General features: G+C 67.3%; 14 protein-coding genes. All 14 read right to left on the reverse strand.

What is annotated here, in order from left to right; genetic code table 11:
* Positions 1 to 54: 54 nt before the first annotated feature.
* The 14 genes from IEY31_RS01965 to IEY31_RS02030 all read right to left on the reverse strand — a co-directional run bounded on the left by IEY31_RS01965 (position 55) and on the right by IEY31_RS02030 (position 18,124).
* Positions 55 to 906, reverse strand: a complete 852-nt coding sequence (locus tag IEY31_RS01965; RefSeq protein WP_188968447.1) for a carbohydrate ABC transporter permease — start codon at positions 904 to 906, stop codon at positions 55 to 57.
* Positions 903 to 2,018, reverse strand: coding sequence for a carbohydrate ABC transporter permease (locus IEY31_RS01970; RefSeq protein ID WP_188968449.1), 1,116 nt, complete (start codon positions 2,016 to 2,018; stop codon positions 903 to 905). Before IEY31_RS01970 ends, IEY31_RS01965 begins: the two co-directional genes overlap by 4 nt.
* Before the next feature lie 103 nt (positions 2,019 to 2,121).
* Positions 2,122 to 3,372, reverse strand: a complete 1,251-nt coding sequence (locus tag IEY31_RS01975) for an ABC transporter substrate-binding protein (protein WP_188968451.1) — start codon at positions 3,370 to 3,372, stop codon at positions 2,122 to 2,124.
* 222 nt (positions 3,373 to 3,594) lie between these two features.
* Positions 3,595 to 5,148: a lysine--tRNA ligase gene (gene lysS / locus IEY31_RS01980; RefSeq protein WP_188968453.1), complete on the reverse strand. Its 1,554-nt coding sequence runs from the start codon at positions 5,146 to 5,148 to the stop codon at positions 3,595 to 3,597.
* Between the two features lie 241 nt (positions 5,149 to 5,389).
* Positions 5,390 to 5,878, reverse strand: coding sequence for a GreA/GreB family elongation factor (locus tag IEY31_RS01985; protein ID WP_188968455.1), 489 nt, complete (start codon positions 5,876 to 5,878; stop codon positions 5,390 to 5,392).
* A gap of 123 nt (positions 5,879 to 6,001) precedes the next feature.
* Positions 6,002 to 7,144 carry an MFS transporter gene (locus IEY31_RS01990; protein ID WP_229723254.1) on the reverse strand — a complete coding sequence of 381 codons (1,143 nt, stop codon included), beginning with the start codon at positions 7,142 to 7,144 and terminating at the stop codon, positions 6,002 to 6,004.
* A 40-nt stretch (positions 7,145 to 7,184) separates the two neighbouring features.
* Positions 7,185 to 8,186, reverse strand: a complete 1,002-nt coding sequence (locus IEY31_RS01995; protein ID WP_188968457.1) for a hypothetical protein — start codon at positions 8,184 to 8,186, stop codon at positions 7,185 to 7,187.
* 56 nt (positions 8,187 to 8,242) lie between these two features.
* Entirely contained in the window at positions 8,243 to 10,543 is a 2,301-nt protein-coding gene (locus IEY31_RS02000; RefSeq protein ID WP_188968459.1) for an endonuclease MutS2, read from the reverse strand.
* 399 nt (positions 10,544 to 10,942) lie between these two features.
* Complete coding sequence (locus IEY31_RS02005) at positions 10,943 to 12,493, reverse strand: FAD-dependent oxidoreductase (protein WP_188968461.1); 1,551 nt, start codon at positions 12,491 to 12,493, stop codon at positions 10,943 to 10,945.
* Positions 12,490 to 13,200, reverse strand: coding sequence for an alpha/beta fold hydrolase (locus tag IEY31_RS02010; protein ID WP_188968463.1), 711 nt, complete (start codon positions 13,198 to 13,200; stop codon positions 12,490 to 12,492). The genes IEY31_RS02005 and IEY31_RS02010 overlap by 4 nt, the downstream gene beginning before the upstream one ends.
* 1 nt (position 13,201) lies before the next feature.
* Positions 13,202 to 14,344, reverse strand: coding sequence for a Gfo/Idh/MocA family protein (locus tag IEY31_RS02015; protein WP_188968466.1), 1,143 nt, complete (start codon positions 14,342 to 14,344; stop codon positions 13,202 to 13,204).
* 72 nt (positions 14,345 to 14,416) lie between these two features.
* On the reverse strand, positions 14,417 to 15,955 hold the full coding sequence (locus IEY31_RS02020) for a GMC family oxidoreductase (RefSeq protein WP_188968468.1): 1,539 nt from the start codon (positions 15,953 to 15,955) through the stop codon (positions 14,417 to 14,419).
* On the reverse strand, positions 15,942 to 16,472 hold the full coding sequence (locus tag IEY31_RS02025) for a gluconate 2-dehydrogenase subunit 3 family protein (protein WP_188968862.1): 531 nt from the start codon (positions 16,470 to 16,472) through the stop codon (positions 15,942 to 15,944). The genes IEY31_RS02020 and IEY31_RS02025 overlap by 14 nt, the downstream gene beginning before the upstream one ends.
* A 188-nt stretch (positions 16,473 to 16,660) precedes the next feature.
* Entirely contained in the window at positions 16,661 to 18,124 is a 1,464-nt protein-coding gene (locus IEY31_RS02030) for an NADH-quinone oxidoreductase subunit N (protein WP_188968470.1), read from the reverse strand.
* Between the last annotated feature and the right edge of the window lies 1 nt (position 18,125).

Consider the following 18,125-nt stretch of genomic DNA (forward strand, 5'->3'; position numbering starts at 1 on the left):
AAAGGGGCTCAGGAGGCACTGAAATCTCTTGAGCCCCTTTGACCTTTCGCGCCGTTACCCCTTGACGCTCCCGGCCAGCAGACCACGCACGAAATATCGCCCCAGCACGATGTAGACCAGCAGCGTAGGCAGCGCTGCAAGAATGGCCCCGGCCATCGGCAGGTTCCACGACACCGCCTGACCGCCCGCGAGTTGCGACAGCGCATAGGTCACCGGCTGGCTGCTGGTGTTGGTCAGCGTGGCCGCGAACAGGAACTCGTTCCAGACTTGGGTGAACTGCCAGATGATCACCACCACGAAGCCGGGAATGCTGATCGGGAAAATCACGCGGGCATAGATCTGCCAGAAGCCTGCGCCGTCGATGGTGGCGGCCTCCACCAGCGCATCCGGCACGTCGGCGTAGAAGTTGCGGAAGATCAGGGTGGTGATGGGAATGCCGTACACCACGTGCGCCAGGATCAGGCCCCAGATGCTGCCGTACAGGCCCAGCGACTTGATGAACTGGAACAGCGGAATCAGCACCGCCTGATACGGGATGAACATGCCGAACAGCATTAGCGCGAACAGGGTGTTGGCCCCGCGGAAGCGCCATTTGCTCAGGGCGTAGCCGTTCAGGCTGCCCAGCAGGGCGCTGAGGATGGTGGCGGTCACGGCCAGAAACAGGCTGTTGAGCATGTTGCCGCCCACCTTGTCCCAGGCCTCCGCGAAGCTGGCCCAGTTGAGACGGGCAGGCCAGTGCCACGCGGTGGCCAACTCGATGGCGTTCGGGGTTTTGAGGGCAGTGGCAAACACAAGATAGATGGGCACCAGGAAAAACAGCGCTGCGACGATCAGCAGCAGGTAGGTCAGGACGCGGCCCAGGCCCAGCGAACGGCGCGGGGGGGCGGTGTGCGGAACGGCGGTCATGGGTGTCCCTCCTCGCCCCGGAACTGGTTGGCCAGGTACGGCACGATCACAAAGGCCACCAGAATCAGCAGGATGGTGCCGATGGCCGCGCCCAGCGCGAACTGGTTCTGGCGGAAGCTGGTCAGATACATGTTCAGCGCCGGCACGCTGGCGGCAATGTTGTCCGGCCCGGCCATCGCGTACACCAGATCAAAGATCTTGAGACTGATGTGGCCCAGGATGATCATGGCGCTGAGGGTGATAGGCGAGAGCAACGGGAAGATGACGAAGCGGTACATCTGGGCGTCCCGTGCGCCGTCCACCTTGGCGGCCTCGCGCAGTTCCTCGGGGATGCCGCGCAGCCCGGCCAGATACAGCGCCATGGTGTAGCCGCTCATCTGCCACACGGCGGCGATGATGATGCCGATCATGGCGAGGTTAAAGCCGTGCAGCTCCGGCGCGGCCAGCAGCTTGACATTCGGCCCGACAAACACTGCCCAGCCGATCAGCAGCGCGGCGCAGACGGCGGCCACCAGTGTGCGGACGCGGTTGCCCTCGCGGGCGGCGCCCACCGCCAGAAACAGCAGCACCACGCCCACCACCGAGGCGGTGATCAGCGGCAGGGTGTTCCAGTCGAATTTCAGGACCGAGTCGTTGCTGGACAGCCACGCGAAGGTGGAGGGCGGGGCACCCAGCAGCGTGGGGGCCTGGTTCACGCCGCCCTGCGGCTGCAGCATCCAGCGCCAGATGGTGCCGGTCACGATGAAGCTCAGGCTCATGGGAAACAGGAAGATGGTGCGCCACAGGCCCTCACCCCTGGGGTTGCGGTCCAGGATCAGCGCCAGCCCCAGGCCCAGCCCCAGGCAGCCCAGAATGAAGAACACGGTGAAGAACAGTGTGTTGACCAGTTCCTGCCGGAAGCGCCCCTGCAGGAAGCCGCTGAACAGTTCAGAGTAGTTCTGCAGGCCTACCCAGCGGATGATGGGATCAAGTGCCAGCGCCTGCGCCGGGTCGTTGCCCCAGTCGGTCAGGCTGACGTACACCGTCCGCCCGATGAAGTAGTACACGAAAATGCCGATCAGGATGACGCTGGGCGCCAGCACGGCGACGGCCCACAGGCGGTCTTTGCTCATGCCTTTCAAGAGGGGCCTCCTTTACATGAACGAGAGGCGGCGGTGCGCGGCACGCAGTTGTTTCCACCGCGTGCCGCGCACCGCCTCCGGCGTGCTGAGGGTCTTACTGCCCGATGCCCGCGCGCGTGGCCAGGGCCTGCGCCGCGGCGGCGGCGCCCGCACTGTTCCTGGTGGCGACGAACTGGTCAATCACGGCCCCGAAGGCGCTCATGAAGCTCTCGGGGGCGACGGCGCCGTGGGCCATGCTGCCGACGATCTTGCTGTTCTTCCAGTCGGTGGCCGCACTCTTGGAGTAGGTGTTGTACTTGCTCAGGTCACTGTCGGTGCGCGCGGCGATGCTGCCCTTAAGGGGATTGAAGGCGTCCTGGCCCTGCTTGCTGCCCAGCAGCTTGAGCCAGTTGATGGCCTCGGCGCGGTTCTTGGCGCCCTTGGGCAGACCGAAGGAGTCGGCCAGCATCACGAAGGTCTTGCTGGTGCCGGGGGCAGTGGCCCAGCCGAAGCCCTGACCGGGGGCCAGCTTCTTGGTGGTGGTGTAGTATCCGGCCGCCCAGTCGCCCATGATGTTAAACGCGCTCTGGCCGCTGATGATGCGGTCACTGGCCTGTTGCCAGCTCAGGCCCGAGGCGTCCTTGTTGGCGCAGTCCATGACCTTGCCGAAGGTGGTGAAGGCCCCCACGACCTTGGGATCGGTGAACTTGGTCTTGCCGGCCCACAGGTTTTCCCAGCCCTGCGCGCCCAGCGTGCCGATCATCACGTTTTCCCACAGGTGCTGCTGGGTCCAGTTCTCGCCCACCACCAGCGGCGCGGCCACGCCCTTTTTCTTCAGGGTGGCGCAGGTGTTGATGAATTCCGGCCAGGTCTTGGGCACCGTGACGCCCCACGCCTTGAGTTTGGCCGGGTTGTACCACATCACGTTGCTGCGGTGGACGTTGACCGGCACGCTCCAGATCCCGCCCTTGGAGCTGATCAGCTTGACCACGTCAGCCGGGAACGCCTTGGTCCAGCCCTCGGACTTGAACAGGCTGCTCAGGTCCTCCATGCGGCCCGCCACCACCCAGGTGCCGATCAGTTCCTGGCCGGCGTGGGCCTGGAAGGAGTCGGGCGGCGTGCCGCCGAGCATGCGGGTCTTGAGCACCGCCTTGGCGTTGGTGCCCGCGCCGCCCGACACTGTGGCGTTGTCCACCGTCACGCTGGGGTACTTCTCCTTGTACAGCTTGACCAAAGCCTCCAGGGCGGGGCCCTCGTCCCCGGCCCACCACGAGAAGATTTCCAGCTTGCCGGCGGCCAGCGCACTGGTCGTGGTGGCGAGGGCAGCGGCGATCAGCAGCGCTTTCTTAAACGGTGACTTGCTCATGGGTTCCTCCGTGGTGGCTGAGACGGGAAAAGGCGACAGAAGAGAAAGAGGCGGCGGCGCAGATCGGGTGCGGGAGCCTCGTGGACGAACTGGGTTCGCATGTCTGTCTAACAGGTACGGACCTCATGCTGCGCCAATTGCGACATGTTTGTCAATTGACGTCGACTGGATGACCCTAGGCCGGTTGAACATGGTTCTGGCCAGCCAGAAAAGACTGCGGGCCTAGTCCTGCGCCTCAGCCTCGCCGGAGTGACCCTCGGGGCGCAGCAGCGGAAACAGCAGCACGTCGCGGATGCTGTCACTGTCGGTCAGCAGCATCGCCAGACGGTCCATGCCCATGCCCATGCCCGCAGCGGGCGGCATGCCGTATTCCAGCGCCAGCAGGAAGTCCTCGTCCTGCTCGTGGGCCTCGTCGTCCCCGGCGTCGCGGCGGGCACTCTGGGCCTCAAAGCGGGCGCGCTGGTCCAGTGCGTCGTTCAGCTCCGAGTAGATGGGGGCCAGCTCGAAGCCGGCCACGAACAGGTCCGCACGCTCGGCCAGATCGGGGCGGCTGCGGTGCGCCTTGACCAGCGGGCTGATGGCCAGCGGCACGTCCGTGACGAAGGTGGGCTGGATCAGCGTGTCCTCCACGTAGGTGCCGAACAGCTTGTCCAGCAGCTTGTAATCCGGCACCTTGCGCAGTTCGGGGTGCTTCACGTCCGTCCACTCGCGCAGGCGGGCGAGGTCGGTAGGCTCGAAATCCAGCCCTGCCGCTTCCTTCAGGGCAGTCACGAAATCCAGCCGCTTGAACGGCAGCGCGAAGCTGATTTCCTTGCCCTGGTAGGTCAACGTGTCTGTCCCCTTGACCTCCTGCACCAGCCCGGAAAGCATCTCCTCCACCAGCCGCATCATGTCCTGATAGTCGCCGTAAGCGAAGTAGGCTTCCAGCATGGTGAATTCGGGGTTGTGGGTGCGGTCGATGCCCTCGTTGCGGTAGTTGCGGCCAATCTCGTAGATGCGCTCGAAGCCGCCCACCAGCAGCCGCTTGAGGTACAGCTCCAGGCTGATACGCAGGCTGAAGTCGTGCGACAGCGCGTTGTGGTGGGTCTTGAACGGCTTGGCCTCGGTGCCGCCTGCCACAACCTGCAGCGTGGGGCCTTCCACCTCCATGAACTCGCGGGTGTCCAGATAGTTACGGATATAGCGGATGGCCCTTGAGCGGATGCGGAAGGCCGCGCGGCGCTCGGGATTGATCATCAGGTCCAGGTAGCGGCGGCGGGCGCGCAGTTCCTCGTCTTGCAGGCCGTGAAACTTGCTGGGCAGCGGGTGCAGGCTCTTGACCAGCGGCTGCCACGAGGTCACGCGCAGCGTCAGCTGCCCGGTGCGGGTCACGAAGGGAAACCCGCGCACGCCGACGATGTCGCCCAGGTCGATCTTCTTGGTGGGATCAAAGTTCCCGGTGTCCTGCTTGGAGAAGTGCAGTTGCAGGCTGCCGTGCTCGTCGGTCAGGTCAGCAAAGGCCGCCTTGCCCATGTGCCGCAGCAGCGTGATGCGCCCGGCCAGCGCGTAGGTTTCCTCCGGCCACTCCTGCCCCGGTTCCAGCTTGCCCTCGGCGTCGGCGGGGTGGGCGGCCAGCGCGTCGCGGGTGTGGTGCGTGCGCGGGTATGAGTACGGCGAGGCCTCGAAACCGGCGGCCACCTGCGCGTCCAGGTTGTTCAGGCGGCTGACGGTCTGTTCATGCAGGTTATCGGGGCGTGGCGGCCCAGCGGGGGCAGGCGTGGCGGGAACATCAGACATACGCGCGAGTATAGACGCCGCCCCCCGGACGCGCCGTGTGGCGGGACCGGTTGCCGCCCGTCACATTGAACGGTGGCCTGCGGGCGCTGAGTTCTGGGGTGAAGCTGGGCGGTGGCCCTGACCGACCGTTTCCCGCCGCGTTGCTGAACCGGGCAGGACACTGCCGCCCAAGGGCGGAGGGCAGCGGGCCTGATCACGCGCCCGCTGCCCCCTGTTTTCCCTCTGAGTTTTCCCTCTGCCCTCAGTACTCGATGCTCTTGACCTTGTATTTCATCTGCTTGCCGTTGTCCAGATTGACCACGAAGGCCTCGCCCTTCTTGCGGCCCATCAGTTCCTTGCCCACCGGGCTGTCATCGCTGACGCGGGGCAGGCTTCCGCCGGTGACGCTGGCCTCGGGGGCACTGACCACCATCACCTTCATGTCCTTCTTGGTGGTCTCGTTGCCCAGGACCACAATGGCGCCCAGTTCCACGCGGCCATCGTTCTCGTGTTCCTCGATGATGGTGGCCAGGCTCAGGGTGTCTTCCAGCTCATCGATGCGCGCCTCGATGTTCATCTTCTCGCGCTTGGCGTCTTCCAGGCCGGTGTCCTCGGTGTCGGCGCTGGTTTCCATCTGTTCTTGCAGGATGCGGGTGGCCTCGGCGAGGCGGGCCTGCTCCTGGCCAAGGGCACGCTGCAGGCGGTCGTAGCCTTCGCGGGTCAGTCGGACTGTCTTGTTTGCTTGCGTCACTGTGGGGCCTCCGTTACGCCGCTGGGCTTGACCGGCGGGACTGTGTGCAGATCGGGGATGAATCCATGAATGTGAGAGGTAGCGCGCATTGTGGCACAAGCCCCCGCCCCTGACAATCCATGTTCAGGTGACCGGGACCAGGGGCTGGGCCGGGCGCGTCACGCGCAGGGTCCCCCACGTCACCGCCACGAGCACGGCGGCCAGCGCGGCCAGCGACAGCGGAATGGCGCCGGGGCCGAAACGTCCGGCCAGCACCCCCAGCACGTAGGGCGCCACGATGCCGCCCACGCTGCCCGAGGTCAGCAGGAACGGCACCCAGCGTGCGGGCAGACTGCGGGTGCTCCACACCAGCGTGGTCCCGAACACCGGCCCCAGCACCAGCCCCGCCGCAATGTACGCCGCCGGGGCCAGCGCCGTCTGGGTGGCCGCCAGCCCGGCCACGATGGTCAGGGCCGCGCACCCCAGCACCAGCCGCTCCGGGCGCACCCGCGCGCCGAAGATGCTCATCAGAACGCGGGCCACCGTCATGCCGCCCCAGTACCCGGCGACGATCACGGCGAACGAGGCGTACCCCAGACTTTGCAGGTGGCGCCCCGCCCACGCCCCGAAGCCCACCTCCAGCCCCACGTAGCACGCGATCAGGGCCAGAAAAAAGGCCACCCGCACCCCGGCCCGGCCCGGTGCCGGAGGCAGGGGCTGCTCGTGCATGGCCGGAAACCCCCACACCCGCGCGCTGAGCAGCGTCAGTGCGCACAGGGCAGCAACGGTGAGGAAGGGAACGGACAGATTGCCGCCCGCCCCGGCCACCAGCAGCGGTGACAGGATGCTGCCCAGCCCGAACACGGCGTTGACCAGATTGACCGCCCGCGTGCCAATACTGGCGTAGGCCGCGTTCAGGCCGCCGCTGACGCCGCCCAGACCGAAGCCGCCCAGCAGCGCCCCGGCCACCGCCAGCGGCCAGGTGGGGGCCAGCGCCACCAGCGTGACGCCCAGTGCCAGCGTCAGCAGCGCGGCCACCACCACCCGGCGCAGGCTCAGGCGGATGAGAAGAATGCCCACCAATGGCGGGGCCAGCGCAGACCCCACGAAATGCGCGCTGGCGATGATGCCCACCCCAGCCGTGGATACCCCAAAGCGGTCCTGAAACAGCGTGAAGGCGGGGCCATACATCGCCTGAATGACGCCCAGCGTGAAGAACGCCACCGTGCCCGCCGCCAGCAGGGTCACGGTCAGGGGCGGCGGGCCAGGCGGGCTCTGGGCAGTCACGGGGGAGAAGGTAGCACGCCGTCCCCGCGCCCCCCGCCAGCTATTTGGGCAGCGAGACCAGGCTGATCAGCCAGTGGCTGTCCTTGCCGTCTGGCCCCCACTGGTAGCCGACGCTGGGGCCGAGCATGCTGGGAAGCGCGGAACTGCTCAGAAACACGTCACCGTGGACGTAGGTGTACTTCCCGGTCCAGTTGCGGACCACCCGGCTGCGTACCGCCCCCAGCCGGAAGGCCGAATCCGCGCCGGACAGGCGGTAGGTAATGTTGAGGGTGCTCTGGCGGTAGTGGCCCAGGCCGAAATCGGGAATCGGGGTGCTGCCCGCCGCCTGCCGCTCCAGGTACAAGGTCTCCAGCAGCATGCCCGGCACGGGCGAGTAATTGGCGCTGAGGCTCAGGTCGAAACTGGCCTGGGCGCTCCGTTCACTGGGAAAGGTGTACAGCCGCCCGGTCATGCCCACGGCGGTGTTGATCTTGCCGAAGCGGCGGGGGGCCACGCCGCTGACCTCGCTGTGGCTGTAGGGGGCACTGACCCCCGCCTGCTGCGCCAGCCCCAGTGCGTTGAACAGCCGGAAGCGCCCCGCATTCTCGCTGTGGGTGTAGCCCAGTGCAAAACGCGACAGCGCCCCCCGGCCCTGAACGAGCCCATTCCACTGGAAGCCCGAGGCAAGCCACTGGTTCATCTCGGCCCTGGGAACGCCGTTAAACACGCCCACCTGCACCCCCAGGTTCCCGATCTGGGTGCCAATGCCGTACTCCAGCGCCGTGGGCGTCTTGACCAGCGTGAGGCGCAGGTCTGTGGAAATCGGCATCGGCAGAAAGCGAACGCCAGTGCCGCCGGTGTTGGAGGCCAGCACCTCGATACGGTCAAAGCGGTTGAGGTAGCCGGGCGGCAACTTCAGGCCGAACAGAACGGTGTCCTGGGCGGCGGCGCTGGACACTGCGCCCAGGCCGAGCAGGCAGGACCCCAGCAGGACGCTCTGAACACTGAAGCGCCGTGAGACACGGGAGGGGAAAACCGGGCGGCGGAAAATCACACCCCCCATCTTGCCAACTTCTCCTTGCGGCTGCATGACAGTCTGCGCACTGCAGGCGCAAAAACTCACACCCGGATGTTCACCACAGTCACCCCATGCCCGCCCTGGTTGGGTTCGGCGTCGTGGTAGGACTCCACCTTCTTGTCGTTCTTGAGGTACTCGCGCAGCAGCCGGCGCAGCACACCCTGGCCCTTGCCGTGGACCACCCGCAGCGGCGTTTCCTTGAGGGCTGAGGCTTCCAGGATCGCGGTGCGCAGTTCCTCGACGGCTTCCTCCACACCCAGGCCGCGCAGTTGCAGTTCTGCGGCAAAGTTGCTGGGGGTGGTGCCCGCAAAACCGCTGCGCATGCCCTTGCCCTTGGGGGCCGAGGCCTTGACCTCGGGGCGCAGGCGCACGTCGCGGCGCTTGACGCCCACCTTCATGACGCCCAGCTGCACCACCAGATCGTCGCCGCGCAGTTCCAGCACCTGTCCGCCCGCGTTGTAGGCCGGCACGTCCACCATGTTGCCCACCCGGATCGGATCGCCGCGTTCCTCACGCACAGCGGGAGCAGGGCGGGCCTTCTGAGCGGCGGTTCGCAGTTCGCGCAGCTCCTGCATGACGCGGGGGCGGGCGCTGTCCTCCTGGGCACGCGCCCGCAGGGTCCGGACCCGCTCGATGGCGTCGGCGTACAGCGATTCGGCCTTCTGGGCAGCCTCGGCCAGCATCTCGCCCCGGCGGACATCCAGCGTCTCGCGCTCCTGCCTCACGCGGCCCAGTTCGGCCTCGGCCTCGCGGCGGGCGGCGGCGGTACCCTCCAGCTGGGCAGCCAGCTCGGCCCGCTCGCGCTCCAGGCCCTCCAGCATGCGCTCCATGATGCCGGCGTCCTCGCCCAGAAGCGAGGTGGCGCGTTCCAGCACGTCTTCCGGCAGGCCCATGCGCTGGGCAATCGCCAGCGCGTAGCTGCGGCCCGGCTGTCCCACCTGCAGGGCGTAGGTGGGGGCCAGGGTTTCCAGATCGAAGCCCATGCTGGCGTTTTTCAGGCCCGGCGTTTCCAGCGCGAACAGCTTCAGGGGTGACAGGTGCGAGGTCACGATGCCGCGTGCGTCCTGCGCCAGCAGCGTCTCGATGATGCTCTGGGACAGCGCCGCGCCCTCGTTGGGATCGGTGCCGCTGCCCAGCTCATCCACCAGCACCAGCGTGTCCGGCGAGGCATACCGCAGCACGTAGCGCAGATGCTTGAGGTGACTGGCGAAGGTACTCAGGGACGCCTCAATGCTCTGCTCGTCGCCGATGTCCACCAGCACGTCCGACACGACGGGCAACTTGGCGCTGGCAGCGGCCACGTACAGCCCGCACTGGTGCATCAGAACGGCCAACCCCAGCGTCTTGAGGGTGGCCGTCTTGCCCCCCATGTTGGGACCGGTGATCAGCAAAACCTTGGTCTCGCCCAGCCGGATGTCGTTGGGAACGGGATTGTCGATCAGAGGATGCCGCGCCTCGCGCAGGTCGTAGGTGCCATCCGTCACGGCTTCCGGGCGGTTCAGGCGCCAGTCGCGGGCCAGCCGGGCACGGGCGGCGATCAGGTCCAGCTCGCCAATGGTGGTCAGGGTCATCGGCACGTCGGCGTCGGCGGCCAACAGGCCCGACAGCTCAATCAGGATGCGGCGGACCTCAGCTTCCTCGTCCAGAATCAGGCGGGTCAGCTCGTTGTTCAGCTGCGTGACCGCCGCCGGTTCCACGAAGTAGGTCTGGCCGGTGGCACTGGCGTCCACGATGATGCCCTGCACCTGCCCCACGCGGCTGGCCTGAACGGGCAACACGTAGCGGTCCCGGCGAATGGTGACGATATTTTCCTGCAGGATATCGGCCCATTTTTCCAGCGTGGCGGCCAGCCGCTCGCGGATGCGCCCGCGCAGCGGCTCGATGCGCTTGCGAAGGTCGCGCAGACGGTGGCTGGCATCGTCGCGCACGCCGCCGTCGCGGTCCAGCGCCGACAGCACCCGCCGGATCAGCTCGGAGTGTTCGCCCAGGCCGAGGGCCACCTCGCGCAGCGGGCCGCGTGAATTGGCGTTGATGGCCCGCTTGACGGTCATCGCGCCGTCCAGGGAATACGCCGACGTCAGCAACTCCTGACCGCTCAGCACGCGCCCGTCCTGCGTGCGGGCGTGCAGCTCACGGATGTCCTGAATGCCGCCCAGGGAGAGGCTGACGCCGAACAGGGCGTCTTCCACCTCGTCAAGCTCGCGGGCTATGCGGCCTGGATCGCCGGAAGGCGACAGCGCCCGCGCCCGCTCTGCGCCCAGCGACGTGCTGCTGCGCTCGGCGAGGGCGTCACGGATACGGGGAAAATCCAGGGCGGTCAGGGCACGGGCATCGAACGGCATCTCAGGAAGGAGCATAACAACGCGGGGGCCACCAAATCGTGCGCCTTGTGGCTTAGAGGGCCAGACTGCGCTTTAAGTTGCCGTCATGAAACTGGCCGAGGCCCTGATCGAATGCGCGGCCCTGTAAATAACGCGCCGCCCGGCTTGAGGAGCGCATCGTCAGGAACATGCTGGCGCAGGAAGGTCAGACGCCACCCTAAGACCCGGCCCCCTTGCTTGCGGAGTTCATGGCAATGACGGAGACGCAGGAACTGCTAATTGCGGGCATTCACCGGGCCAACCTGAGCGCCACGCTGCCGGACGGAATGGGGGCCTGACCACCGCCCTGACCCGCCGCCACAGCGTCCGAGCGCCAGGCCCGCTACAGCAGCAGCGAGGTTCGCATTCTGTTCGTGGTGTTCAGTTTCCCCTGAGCCGCTCCGCCAGACTGAAGGCCCCCTGCCTGATCTCGTCTGCGCCCGGCGCACGCCCCAGCCGCAGCAACTCCTCGAAGGCGGCCAGGTCCTTGTCCATACCCATGCCGCTGGCCGCCACGGCCAGGCCGTCCTTGAAGGCAAACTCGATGAACTCCAGTTCGTCCAGATTGCCCCAGAGGTGAGTGTCGTCCAGGCTCTCGGCGTGGCCCACGTAGCGCAGGCTCTTGCCGTGCTGCTGCGTCCAGAAGAACGGCACGCGCCTGTCCATCGGTTCCAGACCAGAAGATTCCAGAATGCTCTGCGCGGCAGTCATGCCCTCCTGCAGGGCCACGCGCCAGTGTTCCACGCGCATCTCGCCCAGCACGGTGGGGGTCAGGGCAATGTCGCCCACAGCGTAGACACCCGGCGCGGCCAGCAACTCTGCGTTCACCGGTACGGCTCCCCTGTCATTGGCGAGGTCTGAGAGCAGCCCCGAATTGGGCTTCACGCCAATGCCCAGCAGTACCAGATCGGCCCTGACGCTCTCGCCGCTTTTCAGGCACACGGCCTCGGCCTTGCCTGAACCTTCGATGGCCGTCACCCTGGCGTCCAGATGGAACTTTACGCCGTTGTCCTCGTGCAGCTTGCGGATGGCGCGGCCCACTTTCGGCGTGACGGCGCGCCCCATAATCTCGGCGTCCAGTCCGATCACCGTGACTGAGGCTGCGCTCTGGGCCAGACTGGACGCCGCCTCCAGACCAATGAAACTGGAGCCGATGATCACGACGTTTTTGCCCTGGGCCGCCGCCTTCAACACTTCAGCGTCGTGGAAGGAGCGCAGATGGTACTGGCCGCCCAGCTCCGCGCCTGGGATGTTCAGGGTGTTGGGCGTCGCGCCTGTTGCCACGATGACGGTGTCAAAGCCCAGAGTCTCGCCGCCCAGCTGCACCTCGCGGGCGTCCCGGTCCAGCCCCGAGACCTTGACGCCCTCGCGCAGGTCAATGTCGTTGTCCTGCGCCCAGTCGGCCCCTCCCAGCGCGAGCCTGTCGGCGGGCCTCCTGCCGCCCAGATACCCCTTGCTCAGGGCGGTGCGGTCATAGGGAGCGCGGTTCTCGGCGCTCAGCATGGTGACCTTGCCCGCGTAGCCGCCGTCTCGCAGCGTCTGTGCCGCCATGAAGCCCGCCGCGCCTCCACCGACGATGACGGTGTGGTGGTCGTCGTGACTGGGTCTGGGCGCTGGCGGTTTGATTTCCTCGTTCAACTCGACGCTCAGGCTCTCGCCGTCACGCTTCACCCGGTACTGCTTCAAGCCTTCCAGGGCAGGCGGCTCAATCAAGGAACCGTCGCCCGCGTGGAAGGTCGCGTGGTGCCACGGGCAGACGATGCGGGCGCCGCAGCGCACCCCCTGGCCCAGATCGGCCCCGGCGTGGGGGCACAGCGCATCGAAGGCACGGACCTCGTCGCCGTCGCGGGTTACCAGGACTTTCTGCTCGCCCAGCTCGAAGGTGTGCATCCCGCCGTCCGGTACGTCACGGGCCTTGAAGGTCAGGGTCATGGTCGTTCCTCCGTGGCTTGAAGAAGCTCCAGCACGGCCTGCGGGTCTTCCAGCGGAATCAGGTGGCCGCTGCCGCGAATGGCCACCGCGCGGGCCTGGGGCCACCGTGCCAGCACTTCCGCGCGGATGGTCCCGGGCGAGATGGCCGGGTCGTCTTCCGAATACAGGACGGTGATAGGCAGATCGAGGCCGCCGAGTTGGCCGGAGATGTCCTCGCGGCTGCCCACGTCGGGCCAGGCCACCCAGGCGTCGTGGCTGGCCCGCAGACCATCCGAGATGAGGTGCGCGAAATCCTGTTCGGGAACGGGTTGGCGGGTGATGTCGTGATACTGGGTGCCCAGGGCAGCGCGGTCCCCGTGGGCGGCGCGGAGCGTTGCGCGGGCTGGCGGGTCCATCGGTTCGGGCGTGGGCGGCGAGGGAGCGATCAGAACCAGTTCGGATATCAGTTCGGGATGCCGGGCGGCCAGCCGCAGGGCCACCTTGCCGCCCATCGAATGCGCCGCCACGCGGTAAGGCCCGCCACCTGCCTCGCGCAGCGCTCCGGCGAGAGCCTGCGCCATGTCTTCTACCGTCTGTCCAGCCTTGCCAGCGTCAGCCGCGTCCCCGAAACCGGGCAGGTCAACGGCCTGCGCCTCCAGGCCTTCCAGCACCCGCCGCCAGACGTGGCGCGAGGTGCCGAAGCCATGAACCAGAACGAGGGGCGTCATGCTACGCCCGATCGGCGAAATCCCGGTTCGGCAGCGGGCCCCGAAAGGCGTCCTTTTTCTCTACCGCTTCAAGTTTGATGGGTCTGCCCTCGCGCGCCGACTGGTAGATGGCGGCCATCAGCCGCTGGTCCTGCAGCCCCTCCTCGCCGGGGGTGAACGGCTCACGGTCCTCCTTGATGCAGGCCGAGAAATGATCGATTTCCAGGGCGAACTGATCGGTTTCAGGCAGGCGGTGTTCGGTGATGGTGTCGGCGCGGCTGACCAACAGGCGCAGGTTGGTGTAGTCGAAAGCGGGGTCCAGCGTCAGGCGGGCGTCTGCGCCGAACACGTCCAGCGTGCGGGCATGCGCCGCGCCGTAGGAGCACGAGCAGTGCGCGATCACGCCGCTGGGAAAGGTCATCTGCCACGCCACCGTTTCCTCGACTTCCGCGAAGCGTTCGTCTCCAGGCGTGCTGAAGGTCTGGGCGTAGACTTCAGACGGCTCCTCGGCCAACAGGAAGCGGATGGTGTTCAGGCAGTACAGGCCCACGTCCAGCAGCGAGCCGCCGCCGGCCAGCGCGTCCTTGAGGCGCCACTGCCCGTCGTTCGGCTCCACCTGCACGTTGACCGAGTGGATCAGCTTGATCTGGCCCAGGTCGCCCCCCTGAATCAGGTCACGCGCCCGCCAGTGGTGCGGGGTGTACTGGCAGCGGTAGGCCGTCATCAGCCGGACGCCGTGTTCGGCGCAGACCCTCACCATCGCCTCCGCATCCTCGGAGGTGGCGGCCAGCGGCTTCTCGCACAGCACATGCTTGCCGATTTTTGCGGCCCGCTCGGTGTACTCGCGGTGCAGGCTGTTGGGCAGCACGATGTAGACGGCGTGCACGTCGTCGCGGGACTGGAGTTCCTCGAAGCGGTCATAGTCGTAGGCGTCGGCGTCGGTCAGGCCGTAGGCGCGGGCCGCCGCCACCGCCTTCTCGTGGTCATCGCTGACCACCGCTGCCAGCCTGGAGCGCTGGCCCACCGCGAAGGCGGGCAGCAACTCGTCGATGGTCAGCGTGCCGATGCCCAGCACGGCGTAGCCCACCTGCTGCGTCCTGGCATCGGGCAGCGGCTGGAGGTCTTTGCGTTCGGCGCCGTTCTCACTGGTCTTTTCACTGGTCATGGGACTCCTTTCTTGGGCTTCTGGAGAGAAGAGGGTGGGGGACCTGGGCACAGGCAGGACGCGAGAGCCGCCCTATCCTTTCAACCCGCCCAGCAGGGCGTCTGCCGTCCGCAGGCTCAGGGCCATCTGGGTCAGGGCGGGGTTGACGCTCAGGGAACTGGGGAAGGTGGAGTTGTCGCAGATCCACAGGTTCTCTATGTCGTGCGTGCGGCCATCCGGGTTCACGACGCTGGTGGCGGGATCGGTGCCCATGCGGGCCGTGCCCAGCGTGTGCGCGGCGCGCGGCAGCGCCCACACGTCCCGCGCGCCAATGCGGCCCCACAGGTCACGCATCAGCGCCTCGGCGTGGACGGTCATGCGCTTCTCGTTCTCTCCAAAGGAGAAGTGCACGCGTGGTTTGGGCAGCCCGCGCCCGTCAAGCTCGTCCGAGAGTTCCAGACGGTTGTGCTCATAGGGCAGACACTCCCCCAGCACGTTGATACCGGCGACGTGGTTGTAGCCGCTCAGGTGCTGGATTAGCTCTGGCCCCCACGTCAGCGTGCCGCGTGCGTACTGGGTGGCGTAGGTCACGGGCATCACGCCCAGCGACTGCAGCAGGTAACCGCCGATCAGCCCCGGCACGCGGTGGGTGTCCTCGCTGATCAGGCCGCCGGGAATGCCCTTGTAGGGGCGCAGGTCATCGTCCACCTGCCCCCAGACCTGCACGCCCACATGCGCCATGAAGTTGCGCCCCACCTGCCCGCTGCTGTTGGCCAGCCCGTTCATCAGCAGCAGGCGCGGCGTTTCCACCGCCCCGGCGGCGAGGATGACCGTTCTGGCAGACAGGTGTTCCAGCCGGTCTCCGCGCACGAACTCCGCGCCGGTCACGTGCCCGCCCCGCATGGTCAGAGATGTGACCTGAGCGCCGTCCACGATCTGCGCGCCAAGCGATTCGGCCAGCGCCAGAAACGTCACGTCCATGCTGGCCTTGGCCCCCACCGAGCAGCCCGCCTGACAGAACCCCCGGTTGGTGCAGGTGTGGCGCGTGCCGTAGCCGGGCTGCTCCTGCGGGCGGCTCAGGGCGGCGTTGGCAGCGGGCGAGGTCCGCATGCCGATCTCGGCGCAGGCCCGCTGCATCAGCCGGGCGGCCCCGTTCAGTGGCAGCGGGGGGTGGCGGTAGGGACGCCTGCGCTGCGGTCCCCAGGGGTACTCGGCTGGACCGGACACGCCCAGAAAGTACTCCAGCTCGTCGTAGTAGGGCTCCAGCTCGGCAAATTCCAGCGGCCAGTCCTCGCCCTGCCCGAACTCGGTTTTCAGCCTCAAGTCGTCCGGCTGGGCACGCGGCGTGTAGGCGGTGTAGTGCAGGGTGCTGCCGCCCACGCCGCGCCCGCTGTTGTTGCGCCCGAAGGACACCGGGTCCTTGCCGGCCGCCAGCCGCTCGTCCATCCAGAACAGCCCGGCCTGCGCGACCTCGTCGGTGGCAATGCCTTCCGGAGGATGGCGCACGCCCGCCTCCAGCGCGGCCACCTTCAGGCCCGCCGACGCCAGCCGCGCCAGGAGCGGTGCGCCGCCCGCGCCCGTACCAATCACCAGCACGTCCAGATCGGTGGGCAGCGCGTCAGTGGGGGCCATACGCAACCTCGCGTGGTTCCAACTCATTGGGGCCAACGTGGGGCCACTGGGGTGCGTCCGCAAAGCCCACGTAGCCAAAGCGGTACTGCGTCAACGGGTGGGCCATGAACGCCTCGGTCAGCTCGGCCAGCAGGTCCTCAAAGGCGTGCGGGTGAGAGGCCTGAACGGCGGGGATGGCGGTGTCCTGGGCCTCGGCGTCCAGCGTCTCAAAACCGTCCGGCAGGGCGGCCAGCAGCGCCCGGTAGGCGTCCCCGTCCGGCGGCGCGTCGGCGTAGCGCCAGCCGTCACCCGCGCCAGCGTGCAGGCGGTGGTCCACCGTTCCGGTCAGGTCCATGTCGGCGGGATCGTGGGGCACGAGGCGCACGGCCAGCGCCCGCAACTGCCCAAATTCCGCCTCGTCAAAAAACTGACGCTCATATCTGGCATCCAATCTTTCCAGCAGCGCCCGCCGCGTCGGCTCCGTGACATGCGCCGAATGCAGCAGGGCGAGCACGGCACTTCGCTCTTCGGGCGTCACCAAGACCACCCCTGACCTTCGGCAACATTGCACATGCCCTCCAGTCTAGGGACGTGGCCCCATCGGTTCGGAATGATGGCCTACCGGGAGGCTTTAGACAGCCTCCACAGTCGCGGCCAGCAAAAAGCCCTCTCCGTGCGGGAGAGGGCCTGTCAACGACACCGGGAAGCAGGGCTGGCCGTGCAGTGCTAGCGCCCGGCCAGCAGCTGCCAGATGGCGGGGTTGGCCACCCAGCCGTACCACACGTTGGGCAGAATGCCCAGTACAGTCACGCCAGCCACGCCCAGCGCGACCGTAAAGGTGGTGGGGAAGCGCTGGCCGTGTGCGTATTCGCGGGCCGGGGTACGGTCGGGCATGAACATCAGCATGGCGGGCCGCAGGTAGTAGACCAGCGCGGCCACGCTGGTGACGGCGGCCAGCACCGACAGCCACACGTACCCGTTCTGGAACGCCGCCTGGAACGCCAGGTACTTGCCGAAGAAGCCCGCGAAGGGCGGCAGGCCCGCCAGCGACGCCAGGCACACCGACAGGGCGATGGCGTAACCGGGATGGCGGTAATACAGCCCGCGCATGTCATTGATCTCAAAGCCGGCCTCGGTGCGCTGCAGGGCGGCCACCACGGCCAGGGCCGCGCCGGTCATCAGGGTGTAGACCAGCAGGTAGTAGCCCAGCGCCGCGCCGCCCAGTGCCGGGGTGCCCAGCAGGCACATCGCCAGGAAGCCGGTGTGGGCCACCGCCGAGTACGCCAGCAGGCGCTTGAAGTTGGTCTGGAACAGCGCCGCCGTATTGCCGATGATCAGCGTGGCCGCCGTCAGGATCTGCAGGGTACTGGCCCAGCCGGGCGCGTCGGTCAGCGCGCCGCCAAACACACGCAGCATGCCGGCAAAGGCGGCCACCTTGACCACCGTGCTGAGGAACAGGAAGGTGGTGGTGGGGGCGCCGCTGTACACGTCGGGCGTCCACTGGTGAAAGGGCACCAGGGCGATCTTGAAGCCGAAGCCCGCCAGCAGCAGCAGGCTGCCGCCCACCAGAATCCCCACGTTGTCGGGGGTCAGGTTGCTCACGCTGCCCACCTTCGCGGCAATGGCGGCGTAGTTGAGGCTACCGGTGGCACCGTACACAAAGGCGATGCCGTAGATCAGGATGGCGCTGCCCACCGCGCCCAGCAGGAAGTACTTCAGGCCCGATTCCTCGGCGCGGCGCGACCCCTGGAGGGTGGCCAGCACGTAGCCCGCCAGGCTCATGATCTCCAGCCCGATCAGCATCACGACCAGGTCACCGGAAAACACGATCAGCAGGCAGCCGGTCACGGCGTACATCAGCATCGCGTCAAACTCGGGAAACGACACCCGCTCGCGCCACGCGGTGTCCAGCGACACCAGCAGGGTCATCAGGGTGCCCACCAGCACAGTCAGGCCCAGCAGAATGGCGGCGTTGTCGGCCTGCAGACCGCCGCCAAAGGAGGTCAGCCCCCCGTTCCAGAGGAACATCATGCTCGCGCCCGACAGGACCACGGCGGCGATGTTGATTACAGTCAGCGTGCGGCGGCCCACCCAGAAACCCAGCAGGGTGCTGAGCAGCGCGCCCGCCAGCACCAGCAGGATGGGCAGCAGCGGCAGAAAGGCGACATCAGGCGGAACAAGTTGAGGCATA

This window comes from Deinococcus aerolatus, from assembly GCF_014647055.1.
Classification (GTDB): Bacteria; Deinococcota; Deinococci; order Deinococcales; family Deinococcaceae; genus Deinococcus; species Deinococcus aerolatus.